Source organism: Butyrivibrio sp. Su6 (assembly GCF_900108105.1).
GTDB lineage: Bacteria > Bacillota > Clostridia > Lachnospirales > Lachnospiraceae > Butyrivibrio.
Map to the genome: position 1 here is coordinate 60,307 of NZ_FNUR01000012.1, position 16,059 is coordinate 76,365.

At 40.6% G+C, this 16,059-nt stretch carries 14 protein-coding genes and 3 tRNA genes; 8 read left to right on the top strand and 9 right to left on the bottom strand.

The window, feature by feature from the left end; all coding sequences use genetic code 11:
• The first annotated feature begins 5 nt into the window (after positions 1–5).
• Complete coding sequence (locus C4S54_RS12600; protein WP_103869847.1) at positions 6–1,571, top strand: glycoside hydrolase family 28 protein; 1,566 nt, start codon at positions 6–8, stop codon at positions 1,569–1,571.
• A 56-nt stretch (positions 1,572–1,627) separates the two neighbouring features.
• On the opposite strand, the gene C4S54_RS12605 is transcribed toward C4S54_RS12600, so the two are convergent.
• Positions 1,628–2,713 carry a threonine aldolase family protein gene (locus C4S54_RS12605; protein ID WP_103869848.1) on the bottom strand — a complete coding sequence of 362 codons (1,086 nt, stop codon included), beginning with the start codon at positions 2,711–2,713 and terminating at the stop codon, positions 1,628–1,630.
• 70 nt (positions 2,714–2,783) lie between these two features.
• Complete coding sequence (locus C4S54_RS12610) at positions 2,784–3,254, bottom strand: GAF domain-containing protein (RefSeq protein WP_103869849.1); 471 nt, start codon at positions 3,252–3,254, stop codon at positions 2,784–2,786.
• A gap of 227 nt (positions 3,255–3,481) precedes the next feature.
• Here C4S54_RS12610 and C4S54_RS12615 point away from each other — a divergent pair, with 227 nt between their 5' ends.
• Positions 3,482–4,738, top strand: a complete 1,257-nt coding sequence (locus C4S54_RS12615) for a dicarboxylate/amino acid:cation symporter (RefSeq protein ID WP_103869850.1) — start codon at positions 3,482–3,484, stop codon at positions 4,736–4,738.
• Between the two features lie 59 nt (positions 4,739–4,797).
• Here the strand turns inward: C4S54_RS12615 and C4S54_RS12620 are convergent, their stop codons facing one another.
• Complete coding sequence (locus C4S54_RS12620; RefSeq protein ID WP_103869885.1) at positions 4,798–6,204, bottom strand: aspartate ammonia-lyase; 1,407 nt, start codon at positions 6,202–6,204, stop codon at positions 4,798–4,800.
• 325 nt (positions 6,205–6,529) lie between these two features.
• On the opposite strand from C4S54_RS12620, the gene C4S54_RS12625 reads away from it, so the two are divergent.
• Entirely contained in the window at positions 6,530–7,222 is a 693-nt protein-coding gene (locus tag C4S54_RS12625; protein WP_200821073.1) for a YoaK family protein, read from the top strand.
• A 31-nt stretch (positions 7,223–7,253) separates the two neighbouring features.
• The gene (locus tag C4S54_RS12630) at positions 7,254–7,715 is read left to right on the top strand and encodes an RpiB/LacA/LacB family sugar-phosphate isomerase (RefSeq protein ID WP_103869851.1); all 462 of its coding nucleotides are present in this window, start codon (positions 7,254–7,256) and stop codon (positions 7,713–7,715) included.
• 47 nt (positions 7,716–7,762) lie between these two features.
• Here C4S54_RS12630 and C4S54_RS12635 read toward each other — a convergent pair.
• The 3 genes from C4S54_RS12635 to C4S54_RS12645 all read right to left on the bottom strand — a co-directional run bounded on the left by C4S54_RS12635 (position 7,763) and on the right by C4S54_RS12645 (position 11,504).
• Positions 7,763–7,835: transfer RNA gene (locus C4S54_RS12635), tRNA-Gly, on the bottom strand.
• 101 nt (positions 7,836–7,936) lie between these two features.
• On the bottom strand, positions 7,937–10,207 hold the full coding sequence (locus C4S54_RS12640; protein ID WP_103869852.1) for a glycoside hydrolase family 3 C-terminal domain-containing protein: 2,271 nt from the start codon (positions 10,205–10,207) through the stop codon (positions 7,937–7,939).
• Between the two features lie 61 nt (positions 10,208–10,268).
• On the bottom strand, positions 10,269–11,504 hold the full coding sequence (locus C4S54_RS12645) for a class I SAM-dependent rRNA methyltransferase (protein WP_103869853.1): 1,236 nt from the start codon (positions 11,502–11,504) through the stop codon (positions 10,269–10,271).
• Between the two features lie 101 nt (positions 11,505–11,605).
• On the opposite strand from C4S54_RS12645, the gene C4S54_RS12650 reads away from it, so the two are divergent.
• The 4 genes from C4S54_RS12650 to C4S54_RS12665 all read left to right on the top strand — a co-directional run bounded on the left by C4S54_RS12650 (position 11,606) and on the right by C4S54_RS12665 (position 14,116).
• Positions 11,606–11,678, top strand: a tRNA-Gly gene (locus C4S54_RS12650).
• A gap of 36 nt (positions 11,679–11,714) precedes the next feature.
• Positions 11,715–11,788 (top strand) — tRNA-Pro (locus tag C4S54_RS12655).
• 301 nt (positions 11,789–12,089) lie between these two features.
• Entirely contained in the window at positions 12,090–13,163 is a 1,074-nt protein-coding gene (locus C4S54_RS12660; protein WP_103869854.1) for a helix-turn-helix domain-containing protein, read from the top strand.
• 95 nt (positions 13,164–13,258) lie between these two features.
• Complete coding sequence (locus tag C4S54_RS12665) at positions 13,259–14,116, top strand: CPBP family intramembrane glutamic endopeptidase (protein ID WP_160110764.1); 858 nt, start codon at positions 13,259–13,261, stop codon at positions 14,114–14,116.
• 68 nt (positions 14,117–14,184) lie between these two features.
• Here the strand turns inward: C4S54_RS12665 and C4S54_RS12670 are convergent, their stop codons facing one another.
• From C4S54_RS12670 to pdxR, 3 genes are all read right to left on the bottom strand, one after another.
• On the bottom strand, positions 14,185–14,376 hold the full coding sequence (locus tag C4S54_RS12670) for a helix-turn-helix transcriptional regulator (protein ID WP_022772280.1): 192 nt from the start codon (positions 14,374–14,376) through the stop codon (positions 14,185–14,187).
• The gene (locus C4S54_RS12675; RefSeq protein WP_103869856.1) at positions 14,363–14,893 is read right to left on the bottom strand and encodes a hypothetical protein; all 531 of its coding nucleotides are present in this window, start codon (positions 14,891–14,893) and stop codon (positions 14,363–14,365) included. Before C4S54_RS12675 ends, C4S54_RS12670 begins: the two co-directional genes overlap by 14 nt.
• 92 nt (positions 14,894–14,985) lie before the next feature.
• Positions 14,986–16,053 carry a MocR-like pyridoxine biosynthesis transcription factor PdxR gene (gene pdxR / locus C4S54_RS12680; protein WP_103869857.1) on the bottom strand — a complete coding sequence of 356 codons (1,068 nt, stop codon included), beginning with the start codon at positions 16,051–16,053 and terminating at the stop codon, positions 14,986–14,988.
• Positions 16,054–16,059: the final 6 nt, after the last annotated feature.

Sequence of the window (16,059 nt, forward strand, 5' to 3'; positions counted from 1 at the left end):
TTCCTATGAGTATTTGTTTTGATTTTCTTTTAGATTACAGAGTTGCCGATACCTTCGCAGAAATTTTTTGGGATCTTCCGCTTGATGCAGATCCTGACTGTGAATACCTCGTTGTTAATGCCGATACCCTCGACACCATAAAGACTAAAAAGACCCACGCTTCTCTCACAGATCTTACTCCTGATACTTCCTATGGAATATCGGTTTATATCGTTTATTCTCCTGAAAAGGATGGATCAGGCAAAAAAGATCCGGTTCTTCTGGGGGATCTTAAGATCCACACAAAAAAAACACGTGAGAGGATCGACATCACAAAAGCTCCGTACTATGCGGTAGGCGACGGAAAAACATTAAACACCGATGCTATCCAGGCCGCTCTCGATGCCTGTGATGAAAAGACATCTCTCTATATTCCCGCCGGAACATTTTTGACCGGAGCTCTAAACGTTCATTCAAACACAGAAATTTACCTTGATGAGGGAGCTCTTTTGCAGGGCTCTGAAGAGCCTTTCGACTATCTTCCCAAGATAAAGAGCCGCTTCGAAGGCTATGAAATGGAGTGCTACAGGAGCCTTCTGAATATGGGTGAGCTTGACCATGACGCCGGATACAATTGCGAGAATGTACTGATCCACGGAAAAGGAAGCATCATGGGCGGCGGGGCTACTCTTGCGAAAGCCATCGCCAGAATTGAAGGTGAGCGTCTTAAAGACTACATCGCCTCTCTCGGAGATAAGATAAAAGAATATGAAAAGCCTGAAACCATTGCCAGCAGATTTCGCGGAAGGCTCATCAACATGAGCAACTGTCAGAACATTTGGATCCATGGTCTCACCCTTGGATACGGCCCTTCCTGGAATCTCCACTTCATCTATTCCGACAGAGTCGTAACTGACCACTGCATTTTGAAATCTGAAGGCGTCTGGAACGGAGATGGCTGGGATCCTGATTCATCAACTAACTCCACGCTCTATGCCTGCGAGTTCTACACAGAAGATGATTCAGTAGCTATCAAATCAGGAAAAAACCCTGAAGGAAACGTTATAAACAGGCCTACCAAGCACATTCGAGTTTTTGACAGTATCTGTCACTTTGGCCACGGACTTTGCATAGGAAGTGAAATGTCGGGCGGCGTTGAAGATGTAAGGCTTTGGGACTGCGATATGGGACCCACCTGGTCTGGAATTGAAATCAAAGCCACCAAAAAGCGAGGCGGGTATGTTAAAAATGTCATTGTAAGAGATATAACTGCTTCCCACATCCAAATGCATTCTGTTGGCTACAACGATGACGGTGAAGGCTCAAAAGTGCCCCCGGTACTGGGCTTCTGTCACTTTGAAAGACTCCATATCCTAGGGCGCTACCTCGACAACAATGCCGGCAAAAATGAGTGGCACGACTGCCCTTCAATTCTCCTGTGCGGATTTGATGAGCCCGGTTACGAGATAAAAAATATTTCTTTCAAAAATATAACCATGGAAAATCCTGCAGCCGAAGCAGATAGTATTCATATGGAATACTGTGAGAACGTCTCTTTCGAAAATATAAAAAGCGTTCCACGAATTAACTAATAATAAGAAAAAGCTTACCCTCTAAAACAAGGTAAGCTTTTTGTTTTTGTTGAGTATTATAAATATTTAAAAAGCGTATCAATATCTTCTACTGTTGTTGCCCAGTCTGTGGCAAATCTCACAACAGTATGGGTATCATCAAGTTTCTCCCAAAATCCGTAGCTTACATGCTCTGAAAGCTCTTTTAATTTATTATCTTCCATAACAACAAACTGCTGGTTTGTTGGGGAGTCGATATATATCTGATAACCTCTCTCAACGAGCTTATTTCTGAGGATCTCAGCCATTTCTATTGCATTCTTGCTGATCTTCATGTAGAGATCATCCGTAAAAAGAGTGTCGAACTGAAGGCCAAGAAGCCATCCCTTTGCAAGAAGCGCGCCGTGCTGCTTTATCACAGGGACAGGATGCTTAACAGGAACACCCTTTGTAAATACAACCGCTTCTCCAAACAATGCTCCAACCTTGGTTCCGCCCACATAGAAAACATCTACAAGTCTGGCTATGTCCTCTATTGTGACGTCAGTTCTTTTGCTCATAAGACCATAACCAAGTCTTGCCCCGTCGAGGAATAGCGGGATACCGTACTCTCTGCAGATTCCTGATATCTCCTCAAGCTCTGCTTTGGAGTATAATGTGCCATATTCTGTGGGGTGGGAAATGTAAACAGCTCCCGGGAAAACCATGTGCTCATGATTGTCGTCGGCGTAGAAGTCATCAATGAGCTTCTTTAGATCTGCGCCTTTTATCTTTCCGACCTGGTCTGAATAACAGGGCTTTTCTTTGTCTGTAAACTGCGGTTCTTCATTAAAACTTGGAAGCGTCAGGACTTTATGGCCTGAGAATTCGATGGCACCAGCTTCATGGGCGGCAACATGGCCTGTCTGCGCCGCAACAACGCCTTCGTATGGCTCAAGAAGCATATCGATGACCGTTTGGTTTGTCTGAGTACCTCCGACCAAAAAGAATACATCTGCATCTTTTGCATTGCAGCTCTTCTTGATTTTATCCGCTGCCTGCTTGCAATAATCATCTGTTCCATACCCAACGATCTGTTCAAAATTCGTCTCCTGCAAACGCTGCAAGATCATTGGGTGAGCGCCTTTTGTGTAATCACTGGAAAAAGAAATCCTATCCTTCATATCGTTATTTTACCCCTTATTGTTCCTGCATTTTATGATTATAAACAAACGATTAAGCGTTTATAAACTGTTATTCAAAGGATACTCCACTAAAATCCACTACTTCTTCGAGCACCTTTACAAAGTCCTCAAGACCAGTTTTGTCTTCCTCTGTAAATCTGCCAAGGTTGGGGCTGTCGATATCAAGTACAGCTACTACCTTTCCATCTTTGTGAATCGGTACGACGATTTCAGAATTGGACGCGCTGTCACAGGCAATATGTCCAGCAAACTCATGAACATTTTTTACAAGCTGTGTCTCATCATTTCCTGCTGCTGTTCCGCAAACGCCTTTTCCAAGCTCGATTCTGATGCAGGCTACCTTTCCCTGGAATGGTCCCAGCAAAAGAGATCCTTTATCCATAAGGTAAAATCCCGCCCAGTTGAGGTCCTCCATGTTTTCATATAATAATGCTGATGCATTGGAAAAAACAGGTAAAAAATTGGGTTCATCCTCTGCCAGCACTTTGATCTGCTGCGCTAATAACTTATAATCTGTCATAACTGTGCTCCTTAATGTTATTATCAAAATCTTAATGGGAAAGACTCCCACTGCTCATTAGCACGATTCTATCATCATTTTGTCTTGTGTACAATCTATTGTTTTCCTCTAATTGTTCGATTTATTTTATATTTCTTTTATAGTGCTTTTCTTGATGATGAAAAGTAAATATAGCATAATATAAATGTGCGTATTTGCGGTAACATTTTTACGAAAGGTGGTTTTGTATGGATAACAATAGCAAACAAAATATTGTTGAAACAGAAAAAAAAGGCTTATCCCTTGCAACTCAAATCTTTATTGCTCTTGCTCTTGCAATAGTTGCCGGACTTCTTTTGCAAAATGCAGTCTGGTTCGCAGAGGAGTATATTAAACCCTTTGGTACAATTTTTCTTAACCTCGTTAAATTCATTATTTGCCCTATAGTTCTTTTTTCTATTATGTCTGGTGTTGTATCTATGAAAGACATAAGGAAAGTGGGAGTTATCGGTGGCATTACTCTTATATACTATTTCTTTACCACAGCTATTGCTATTTCATTAGGTCTTTTTATTGCCAACTTTTTCAAAGGAAGTTTCCCTGTGCTGACTACTTCAAGCCTGTCCTATGAAGCTAGTCAGGCGCCTGCACCAATGGAGGTTTTAGTAGATCTGTTCCCTTCCAATTTTCTGGTGCCAGTATCTGAGGAAAACATGCTTCAGGTAATCATTATGGCCATACTTATTGGTTTTTCTGTTATCTTACTTGGCCCCAAAGGTGAAAAGGCCATTGATGGTATCAATGTTTTAAATGATGTTTTCATGAAGTGTATGGAGCTTATCCTCAAGCTCTCACCTATCGGAGTATTTTGTCTTTTAACCCCTGTTGTCGCTGCAAATGGCGCTGTAGTAATTGGTTCTTTGGCAAAGGTTCTTTTGGCAGCTTATATTTGTTATGTTTTGCACGCAGTTATCGTCTACTCATTGACAGTTTCAACGCTTGCGAAAATAAGTCCAATTAAGTTCTTTAAAGGTATGATGCCTGCTATCCTATTTGCATTTTCCAGCGCTTCTTCAGTTGGAACCCTTCCTATCAATATGGAATGTACAGAGAAGCTTGGAGCATCAAGAGAAGTATCCAGCTTTGTTCTTCCCCTTGGCGCAACCATAAACATGGACGGGACGGCCATTTATCAGGGCGTTTGCGCGATATTCATTGCATCCTGCTATGGAATTAACCTCACATTTTCACAGATGCTTACTATCGTAGTTACAGCCACTCTTGCTTCTGTAGGTACAGCCGGTGTTCCAGGTGCAGGCATGGTCATGCTGGCAATGGTTCTCACTTCCGTTGGTCTTCCTGTAGATGGTATCGCACTTGTTGCAGGTGTCGACAGAATCTTTGATATGGGCAGAACAACCCTCAATATCACAGGTGATGCTTCTTGTACTATTATTGTTTCTCACTTGGTTAGTAACTGGAAACCAAAAAAGAAGAGCGCATAATAAAAAATATAAAAAAAAATAAGTGGGACGGTTCTTGGCGAACCGTTCCACTTTCTTTTTTAAAGCATCTTTTTGGGATTTAATATTTCTTTTGCCTTATCCGGATCAAGTAGTTTGTCTTCAATGACAACATCCAGTACGGATTTTCTTTCACGTAACGCCTTCTTGGCAGCATCCGCAGCCTTCTGATAACCGATGATAGGAACAAGAACAGTTATGATTCCGATACTGTTACTTACAAGTTCATTACATCTTTCTTCGTTAGCAATAACTCCATCTACGCAGTTATCAACGAATGTCTCTACGGCAAAACCAAGTGTATCGATAGATTGGAACAGATTATAGAAGATAATTGGCTCGAAAGCATTAAGTTCGAGCTGTCCTGCTTCTGCAGCCATAGTGATAGTAACATCATTTCCGATAACATTAAATGCAACCTGATTCAAAACTTCAGGAATAACCGGGTTAACCTTACCCGGCATGATTGAAGAGCCATTCTGCTTAGCCGGAAGTGTGATCTCTCCAAAACCTGCTCTTGGACCTGATGACATCAATCTGAAGTCATTGGCGATTTTTGAAAGTGTAACAGCACAAGCTTTAACAATTCCGGATACTGTAACGAAGGGATCAAGGTTCTGAGTGGCATCGATAAGATCCGGTGCCTGCACTAAATCCATGTTTGCTACTTCATTAAGCTTTGGAACAATGTTCTTAATATAGTCCTTATCCGCATTTATTCCGGTACCAATTGCAGTTCCGCCCATATTAACGCTTCGCATTTCATTAAGGGCCACATCAAGTCGTTCTATATTCCTTGATACAGCATCTGCGTAGGCTTTAAATTCCTGTCCAAGAGTAACAGGAACCGCATCCTGCATCTGGGTACGTCCCATTTTGACAACGCTCTCGAATGCTGTAGCCTTTTTAGACAAAGCCAGCTGAAGACACTGCATTTGCATTTTCAGATACTTCAAAAGAGTTATAGCAGTCATTTTTCCTGCGGTAGGAATAACATCATTGGTAGACTGCCCTTTATTTACATCATCGTTTGGATGGATGATCGAGTAGTCGCCTTTTTTACCTCCAAGTATCTCTATTGCTCTGTTAGCAATAACCTCATTGGCATTCATATTTAAAGACGTACCTGCTCCACCCTGAATAGGATCGACAATAAAATTCTCAAGGTATTTTCCATCTATTAATTCATCACATGCAGCTACGATAGCATCTGCTTTTTTCTTATCGAGATTACCGACTTCACAGTTAGTAAGAGCTGTTGCCTTCTTGATATAAATCAGGCTTGTTATAAGCTCAGGATGTATGCTAAGTCCTGTAATCTTGAAATTTTCTGCAGCTCTTAATGATTGAACTCCATAGTATGCTGATACAGGAACCTGCTTATCGCCTACAGAATCGTGTTCTAAACGATATTCTTCTTTTTCCTGACTCTCATAATGAAATTCCATTCCGCTTCGAATACCAATAGGACTTCCTAGGATACCTTTAAACATACTTTGATGTCTCCTTTCTGTTCGTCTATGAACTATGAATCTCTGAATCGGTTACGATAAAAACAATAAGATGAAAATGCATCTTGTGCCATTATGATTAATCATCCTCTATAATCTTAAACTTTCACCTTTTACTTTGTCAGTAGTGTTTCGCATCTTTTAATTATTGTTAATAAAAACTTTATATTGCGAATATTTTTGACCCACAGTTTATTTATTCTTCTATGGTATAGTCTAATCATACCTGAGTGTTATAATAGTGGATTGTAAAAGGAGCACTATGATTAACAGAGAAATAATTAAGAACAAAATTACCACCCAAAAACAAATCTCAGATTCTTTATTTCTAAATCTTTTACTGGCTTTCAGCGGAGGTTTTCAAGACGCCTATACATATATTGTCCGCGATAAAGTTTTCGCCAACGCCCAGACCGGAAATATAGTACTTATGAGCACTCATCTCATGGCAGGACACTGGATGAGAGGCTTCAAATATCTTTTCCCGCTTCTCTCATTTGTAATCGGAGTATTTATTGCCGATGTTGTACAGCACAAATTTAAAAATGCTAAAACTCTTCACTGGAGGCAGGGAATTGTTCTTGTAGAAATAGCAATAATGATCCTGGTAGGTTTCCTTCCACAAGGTTTTAACACGCTGGCATGCTGCTTGATCTCTTTCGCATGCGCAATGCAATTATCTTCCTTCAAAAAGGTTCATCAAAACCCCTACGCCAGCACCATGTGTATCGGTAATATGAGAAGTGGTACTGCAGCATTTTCGGCCTATTTAAGAAGCAAAGATAGAAAAGACCTAAACAAAACCCTTGATTATGTTGTCGTAATTTTTGTATTTGCTTGTGGCGCAGGCATCGGCGGCAATTTATCAAAACTATTTGGTGAAATGACTATATTGACATCAGCGGTACTGCTGTTTATCGGTTTCCTTATGATGGATCTGGACAGAAAGTCCTAATGATAATTCAATATTTTATGAGGTAATTACTATGAAAATTGCAATGGCTAATGATCATGCCGGAACACAAATGAAAGAAGAGATAAAGGCATACCTTATCTCACAGGGATATGAAGTAAAAGATTTTGGCACTTACGATGACAAATCCTGTGATTTGTCTGACTTTGTATATCCTGCTGCCCTGGCAGTTGCCAAAGGCGAATGTGACCGAGGTATTTTTTGCGACGGAGTAGGCTACGGTAGCGCTCTTATCGCCAATAAAATAAGCGGATGCTACGCAGCAGTTTGTCAGGACCCTCTTTGCGCCAAGCTCGCAAGAGAGCACACAGATTCTAACATCCTGTGCCTCGGAGCTAAGATCATCGGCGGCCTTATGTCCATGGAAATCGTTAAGACATGGCTATCAACTGATCCCCTCATGGAGGAAAAATACAGAAGAAGAGTTCAGAAGGTCTGCGACATAAACGACAAGCACTGCGTCCCTGTAAAATAAAGAGCATAAAAAAACCTCAGACATTGTCTGAGGTTTTTTCTTACAAGAGCGATAGACGGGGCTCGAACCCGCGGTCTCGACCTTGGCAAGGTCGCGCGTTACCAACTACGCCACTATCGCATATATGTAAAGTCGCTTTCGCGACAGCAAAAATAATATTAAAGCATTATGCGATAGATGTCAATATTTTTTTAACAAATTATATGAAAATTATTTTCTTCTTATTGATCTGCAGCCCTTTGTAATGTCGCCACTAATGTCTCCAGATCTATGTCAACGCCAAAGCTCGCAAGACTCTTAAGCGGCATTCCTTTTATCATTTCAACAAGCATCATATCAGGATTTTCTTTGTCTGTAGCTGCAGCGAACATTCCGGACTTTTGGGCAAGTTCGTTCATCATCTTTTCATAGGCCTTTGCAGTTCTTGGATCAGTAGCCAGTTCCTCAATAGTAGTTGCTCCATCAATCTTAAATGGTGGCAGTACTTTTGTTTCATTATGCACAGAAGCGCTGCACAAAATATGGTCGCTGGAATCTCCAACCAGGATTTCATAATCTCCTGAAGGAGCATACCATCCCTTCATATCACTGTTCCAGTAAGCCAGGCTGCGACTATCGATTGTTATACTGACCGTCTTTGTTTCTCCCGGATTTAAAGAAACTTTCTTAAAGCCCTTTAGCTCTTTTACCGGTCTACCGGAAGTGCCTGTGTGGTCGCTTATATACAGCTGAACAACTTCTTTTCCTGCCATGTTTCCTGTATTTGTTACATCTACAGAAACTTCTATTTCAGAATTGTCAGTCATTGTGCTGCTGGAAAGCTTCAGATTATCAATCTTAAATGTTGTATAGGACAGACCATGCCCAAATGCCCATCTGACAGGCATTTTCTTGGTGTCATAATATCTGTATCCGACGTACACACCCTCGGCGTAATCAATTGTTCTTCCATCTCCCGGGAAATTCAGATAACTTGGGTTATCCTCAAGATGGTAAGGAAAGCTCTCTGCAAGATGTCCACTTGGATTGAGTTCGCCAAACAGAAGCTTATCCGTTGCCTCACCAACACCCTGTCCACCAAGGTACATTTCAAGGATTGCTCCCACATTATCTGCCCAATCTGCTTCGATAGGACTTCCGTTATGAAGTACTACCACTGTATTTTTCTGAACTTTTGCTATCTCTTCAATAAGCTTTATCTGGGCAGAAGGAAGCTTCATATCTGCTCTGTCATACCCTTCAGACTCTATATAGTCAGGCAGACCTGCAAATATAACTGCAACATCTACAGATTTTGCCAGTTCAATTGCATCTGTCAGATCTTTTTCGGTTATGCTGTCTGCATCGATTGGAAATGCCAGAGCAAATTCAACGTTTCTATTTCTTTTAATTGCTTCATCAAGAGCACTTACTACTTTTGAAGAATTTATATGACTGGAACCGCCGCCCTGGTATCTTGGTGTTTTGGCAAATCCGCCGATGTAGGCAACCTTTTTGTCTGCAGCAATAGGAAGTACTCCGTTATTCTGTAAAAGAACTGCACATTCACCTGCAATCCTGACAGCCTTGTCATGGTCTTTATCTCTGTCAAATACTGCGTCAGCGTGTTTGCCATGGTTATCCACAAATCTGTAGACTATCTCCAATATCTTTTCCACAGTTGCATCAAGCTTGTCCTCTTCGAGAGCACCGCTCTTTACCGCTTCTACGATTTTTTTATCGTTGAGCGTTCCGGGGCCCGGCATCTCAAGCTCAAGACCTGCCTTTATTCCCTGCACTCTGTCATCTACAGCTCCCCAGTCAGTCATGACAAAGCCTTCAAAGCCCCACATATCTCTGAGGACGTCTGTCAAAAGATATTTATTATCCGAAGCATATGTGCCATTTATCTTGTTATAACTGCACATAACCGTCCAGGGCTGAGACTTTTTTACTGCTATTTCAAAGGCAGGAAAATAAATCTCATGAAGTGCCCTTTCGGAAACCTCAGCTGAGGTGCTCATTCTACGATATTCCTGATTGTTTACTGCGAAATGTTTGATACTGGTTCCCACATCCTGTGACTGTACGCCATTTATATATGACGCAGCCATCTCACCAGCTAAAAATGGATCTTCAGAAAAATATTCAAAATTACGTCCGCACAGTGGACTTCTTTTGATATTAACAGCAGGACCAAGGACGACACCTACATTTTCAGCCTGGCACTCATTGCCGATTGTTTCTCCCATCTCTCTGATAAGATCCACGTCGAAGCTTGCAGCGGTTGCACAAGCAGCAGGAAAACAAACAGCTGAGATACTGTCATTGATTCCAAGATGATCAGCTTCTTCTGCCTGTTTGCGAAGACCGTGAGGTCCATCGGATACCATGATTGCAGGAACTCCTAAACGTTCCACTGCCTTAGTATGCCAAAAATCGGCTCCTGAACACAGACTTGCCTTTTCCTCAAGTGTCATGTCCTTGATTATATTTTTTATTGAATTAGGCATTTTATTACCCTCCTAAATGTAGGAACTACACTTTATCAACAGTCAAGTATAAAAGACGCTGTTACATCTCATCACAGACCTGATATATCACGAATTTTAAATAATAAGATGAAGTTCCGCCAACCAAAATCGGGTGGTCAGCTGCCTGCTGCCTGAACTCAACCTGCTTTATTCTCTTATGAGCATCGTGGGCTGCATCAGCAATTGTCTTAAGGAACAACTCCTCATCCATGAAATGTGAGCATGAACATGTGGCCAAAAATCCGCCGTTTTTAACGAGCTTCATGCCACGCATATTTATCTCTTTATATCCTGTTACTGCTTTTTTAATTGATGCTCTTGACTTTGTAAACGCCGGAGGATCAAGAATCACAACATCAAAGAGCTCTCCCTTTTTCTCGAGATCCGGCAAAAGTTCAAACACGTCTGCGCACTGGAATTTTGCGATGTTTTCAAGGCCATTAAGAGCTGCATTTTCTTCAGCCTGCTTGCAGCCAAGGTCGGAAGCGTCTACACCAAGCACAGATTCAGCGCCTGCTGCCGCACAGTTAAGCGCAAAAGAACCAGTGTGTGTAAAGCAGTCCAAAACTTTTTTACCCTTACAAAAAGATGCAATAGCTTTTCTGTTGTTCTTCTGATCAAGGAAAAATCCGGTCTTCTGACCATTTTCCACATCTACGTAGTACTTAACACCATTCTCTGTAATGATGACCTTTGTATCGAACTCTTTTCCGATAAAGCCTTTAGTTCTCTCAAGTCCCTCAAGTTCTCTTACCTTGGCATCACTTCTCTCATAGACGCCCTTTATCTCAATGCCATCTTCTTTCAAAACTTTCTTACAAAGATCGATTATGAGCTCTTTCATCCTGTCTGTTCCAAGAGCAAGTGACTCTATTACAAGAACATCTGAGAATTTATCAATTGTTATTCCGGGCAAAAAATCTGCCTCACCAAAAATAAGTCTGCATGAAAGCTCATTTATCGGCTCGTTGGTCGCAAGTACAGCTTTTCTGTACTCCCAGGCATCACGGATTCTCTTTTCAATGAGCTCCTTTGTAACAGGATTCTCTTTTCTGCGGGACATCATTCTGATCCTGATCTTGGACTTAACATTGATGAACCCATATCCCATGAAATAACCGTCGAAATCATGAAGCTCTATAATATCTCCGTTTTCAAAAGAACCTTCAACTTTATCTATTTCGTTGTCATAAACCCAAAGGCCGCCCTTTTTTAGTTCACGGCCCTGACCCTTCTTTAATATTGCTACAGCACTTGAATTACTTATTTCTGACATTTTAATTCCTCTTTAAAATAAAAATTTGAATTATATGTTGACAATACACTAAATTTATTCTAAAATCAATTCGTTGTCACAGATGTGACACTCATATGAATGCGATAGTGGCGTAGTTGGTAACGCGCGACCTTGCCAAGGTCGAGACCGCGGGTTCGAGCCCCGTCTATCGCTCTACTACCCAGATTTATTATCTGGGTTTTTTATTATCGAGGCGTGGCTCAGTTTGGTAGAGCGCTGCGTTCGGGACGCAGAGGCCGCAAGTTCGAATCTTGTCGCCTCGACTCAGAATTTAAGCGGGTTTGAGAAATTCTCATACCCGCTTTTTCTATCTCAGTTCTACCATTTTTCTACCTTATCGAGATTACTTTCCACAAACATACATGAGAATCAGACCTTATCGTATTCCAATTATTTTATTATGCATTTTCCGATTGGATTTGGAAAAATCTTACCTCCAACCTCCGGTTGTATATACTTGAAAACTGCGTCATTGTGCGTAACAGTACAATACTTTACAATTGTTCATGTAAGAACTGAAATGAAGCTTCGTTTCTTCAAAAATCACACAAGGAGAACGCGAAAATGAATATTGGAAACAAGATTAAGGCGCTTCGCCTGAAATCCAGCACAACACAGGAGGCGCTTGCAGATGCACTCGGAGTGAGCAGTCAATCTATATCTAAATGGGAGAACAATGTGTGTGCTCCGGACATATCACTGCTCCCATCAATATCCGAATTCTTTGGTGTTACAATTGATGAACTTTTTGATCTGTCTGTAGAACAGAAGTTGCACCGCATTGAAAACATGCTTGATTATGAAAGTGAACTGACAGACGAAGTGTTTAACAATACAAAGGAGTTTCTGCTTGATATAAAAGATGATTATGATGAGAGTCATCCGAGCAGGATGGATGGAAGGATTTACACATTCCTTGCGCATCTTTATCATCACAGAATGTTAAGTGATAGCAGATATGTCAGTCAGTATGCAAGAAAAGCTATGAATTTACATCCTAACGCCAAAGAGGACCAATGGCTCCTGCAAAAGAGTGAAGGCGCTGTAGTCTGGGATTGGAACGCAAGGCAGCATAACAGCACTATAGAATTTTTCAAGGAATTAGTCGAAAAGTATCCTGAAATCGGTAGAAATTACTTGTTTCTTATGGACAACCTGATTGTGGATCATCGTACCAAGGAGGCTGCAAATTATCTTGCTTCCTATTCAAAACTGCCTGATCATAATGCTGTTCTTGTTCCAATATATGAAGCATATATTGCTTTTGCCGAGTATCGTGTTGAGGATGCATGGAAAATAGTATCCCATATTGAGGAGAAGTTTCATGACAGCTACGATGCGATGTTTGAAGTAGCCGGCATTTACGCATCCAATGCAAAATACGATGAGGCTTTGGAAAAATATCACAAGGCTGAGGAAATATATGTAACTAACCACAAGGAACATATATGTATGGATCATCTTCAGGCACAGGCAAGGATTTATGAAATACTTGGAAAATTTGAGGATGCCATTAAGTATGTCGAACTACAGATTAAATATCTGGAAGAAGAATGGAATATCACTGAAGGTGCTGATGTTGACGCTCTTTTTGAGGAAAAGAGAAGACTTCTAGATAAGATAAAGACAGACTTTTGATTTAATCTTTCTTTTTACCATGCTACATCTTCATTTACCATTCTATTTTATGATAACATTTATATAGAATAGCAATTATGGAGGTAAGAGCGATCATGAAAACAAGAGAAAAGAAAATCATAAATCATAAAATCCTCGATAAGCATTGGCTTATTGGCACAATAGGGCTTATGCTTTGGGGCGCGATCATAAGTAATGTTGTTGCATCGATAGCTTTTATCGTACTAAAAAGAATCATTCCATTACTAACAGAAGATATTAATTATATTGGTTTAATAGTTGGTGCTTTCATTACACTATGTATTTATAAAAGATGGTTCTATCCCGAGTATGAGGGCACTCTTAAAACAGTTAATCTTGGCAGATGGATCATTATTGGTTTTATCATAGTTATAATATGGCTTTTGCCGGATGTTATAACTTCCCTCATTCTAAAAACAAACTTTGCACCTCCCACATTGCACTCTGTCCTTATGGCCTGTGTCGCAGGATCTGTTGAAGAAACTATATTCAGAGGTCTTCCGGCTTCATACCTGATGAGACAGATAAAAAAGAAATCTCTAATACCATGGGTAGTCATAGCAACCGGATTAGTATTCGGCCTGGTACATGCTACAAACATATTCGCAGGAGCAAGAATAGATTCTTCAATTTTACAAGTATTTACCGCAACCTGTTCAGGCATCATGTTCGCGGCACTTTTCCTTCGAAGTGGAAGTCTTTTTCCATCAATTATCGCTCATACAATTAACGATATATATGCTTTCATGAATGTTGATCTGGTATCAGAAGGAATACTGGATGGCGCTCTAAAAACTTCAGATATAGTTCTAAATCTTGTTCTTTCTGTAATTGAACTTGTAATTGCCTATTTTATTTTGCGACCATCTGTATGGGACGAAGTTATGGAAACCTGGGATAGAAAATGGAACCGCCCCAATGAGTCAACTTAAAGAAAAAGCGGATTTGAGAAATTTTCAAATCCGCTTTTTTGGTAAGCAAATGTATCCACCTTCTTTTGTTACTCCCAGAACAATTCATCAAGTGTTTTATCCAAAGCCTTGCATATAGCAATACAAAGGCTGATTGTAGGATTGTAGTCCCCTTTTTCTATGGCATTGATCGTCTGCCTTGATACCCCGCACAGGTCGGCAAGTTGCTGCTGGGACAGATCCTTGCCGGCGCGGGCAGCTTTCATCTTAAGATTCTTCATCCGCAGCACCTCTCTTATCCAGGAAATACTTGATTGCTATACCAACAAGAACTATCGCAAAAGAAACCGCAAACAAAGTATTAAATGAAAAACTTGTTGCAAAACCTGCATCATTAAAGCCGCGATCAAGACTCACTATTGCACAGTATGCATTGCTTATAGTAACTATAAGCAGAACTATTATCCATGTTTTTGCCTTCTGGCCAACCTGCAGATATGCATCGTTAAATATGCAGTACAATGTGTAAACAACTATACCGATATATGCTGATGCAAGTACCACAAACTGCGGAGAAACAAACTCTTTTGTTATCCCATAGAAGAAAAGAGAATAAAATACATTTATACAGACAACTGTCATGAAGCTTATCTTATAGCCCTTGCCTCTTATAAGTATCTGCCTTTCGTCGTAGTGCTCCTCTCCTGCATGATACTTTTTCCTAAGAAAAAATGATATCATTAAAATCGCAAATGTAACTGCAAGTCCAACTATTACTCCCAATGAATAACTACTCATAACTAACCTCCAAAAAAGAATCATATTTATAAACTACTTTCTCAGCTGATAGTTACATAATACATTTGCGATAGCATAATGTCAACTATATTTTACATTTTGTCGCTATGATTTTCTCTTCTTTTTCTTCTGACTCTGTTGATATGCCTCACAAAGTCCCCATTTTCAATAAGTTCAGCCAAAATATACTGCTCAAGAGCAGGAACTGTACAGGAATAAAAACCAATCCTATCCCTAAACTGCTCTTCAAGCCTCTCAGGAATTACCATATAGGCAGTTCTCATAAAAGAGCCGATGGTTCTACTAAAAGTATTAACATAGATAACTCTTCCGCTGTCATCCCGTGAATACAGAGTCTCTTCAGGCTTTCTGCTCTCTGAGAATTCGGACTCAAAATCGTCCTCTATAATAATTCCATTCCGCTTCCGGCTCCATTTGATATACTCAGATTTCTTTGCAGCAGAGGCTGTAACTCCTGTTGGAAAGCTTCGATATGGGGTAACATGAAGGACTTCTGCGCTGCTTTCCCACAAGGATTCGCTGTTTATTCCATCAGCTACCAGCGGCAGTTTATCGGTAGTTACTCCCTCTGCTTCATACACATTTAAAATTTTGTGATAAGAGGGATCCTCGATAGCAAAAATCTTTTCTCTCCCCAAAGCTCTTACTATAAGGCCATACAAGTACTCTGCTCCGGAGCCTATGACAATTCTTCTATAATCCGCCTCTATCCCCCTGTTTTTGGCAAGATAATCCGATATGGCCATTCTTAAGTTTTCGCAGCCATAAGCGTCAGGCCTTACCTTGATCTCTTCCCCGTATTCTGACAGCACTCTTCGGGCGGTCTTGGCATATATGTTAAAAGAAATCTCTTCTGCCTTCTCGGCCACTTTAAAACTGCTTACTTTTCTAATTGGCTGCTCTGATTTATTACCATAAAAATACTCATTTTCCCTATAGCTTACAAAATACCCGCTTTTTTCCCTGGTATAAACATACCCCTCTTCCACAAGCAGCTCATAAGCATGCTCAACTGTAATCACACTAACCCCATAGTTTTCCGCAGTTACACGTTTTGACGGAAGTTTTGTATTATAAGCATAAACACCTGATACTATCTTTTTCCTGACATCTTCATATATTTCTATATATCTGGTCATATAATT

Coding starts and splice junctions, on each gene's coding strand:
- C4S54_RS12600 (WP_103869847.1), top strand. CDS start 6: ATGAGTATTTGTTTTGATTTTCTTTTAGATTACAGAGTTGCCGATACC.
- C4S54_RS12605 (WP_103869848.1), bottom strand. CDS start 2,713: ATGAAGGATAGGATTTCTTTTTCCAGTGATTACACAAAAGGCGCTCAC.
- C4S54_RS12610 (WP_103869849.1), bottom strand. CDS start 3,254: ATGACAGATTATAAGTTATTAGCGCAGCAGATCAAAGTGCTGGCAGAG.
- C4S54_RS12615 (WP_103869850.1), top strand. CDS start 3,482: ATGGATAACAATAGCAAACAAAATATTGTTGAAACAGAAAAAAAAGGC.
- C4S54_RS12620 (WP_103869885.1), bottom strand. CDS start 6,204: ATGGAATTTCATTATGAGAGTCAGGAAAAAGAAGAATATCGTTTAGAA.
- C4S54_RS12625 (WP_200821073.1), top strand. CDS start 6,530: ATGATTAACAGAGAAATAATTAAGAACAAAATTACCACCCAAAAACAA.
- C4S54_RS12630 (WP_103869851.1), top strand. CDS start 7,254: ATGAAAATTGCAATGGCTAATGATCATGCCGGAACACAAATGAAAGAA.
- C4S54_RS12640 (WP_103869852.1), bottom strand. CDS start 10,207: ATGCCTAATTCAATAAAAAATATAATCAAGGACATGACACTTGAGGAA.
- C4S54_RS12645 (WP_103869853.1), bottom strand. CDS start 11,504: ATGTCAGAAATAAGTAATTCAAGTGCTGTAGCAATATTAAAGAAGGGT.
- C4S54_RS12660 (WP_103869854.1), top strand. CDS start 12,090: ATGAATATTGGAAACAAGATTAAGGCGCTTCGCCTGAAATCCAGCACA.
- C4S54_RS12665 (WP_160110764.1), top strand. CDS start 13,259: ATGAAAACAAGAGAAAAGAAAATCATAAATCATAAAATCCTCGATAAG.
- C4S54_RS12670 (WP_022772280.1), bottom strand. CDS start 14,376: ATGAAGAATCTTAAGATGAAAGCTGCCCGCGCCGGCAAGGATCTGTCC.
- C4S54_RS12675 (WP_103869856.1), bottom strand. CDS start 14,893: ATGAGTAGTTATTCATTGGGAGTAATAGTTGGACTTGCAGTTACATTT.
- pdxR (WP_103869857.1), bottom strand. CDS start 16,053: ATGACCAGATATATAGAAATATATGAAGATGTCAGGAAAAAGATAGTA.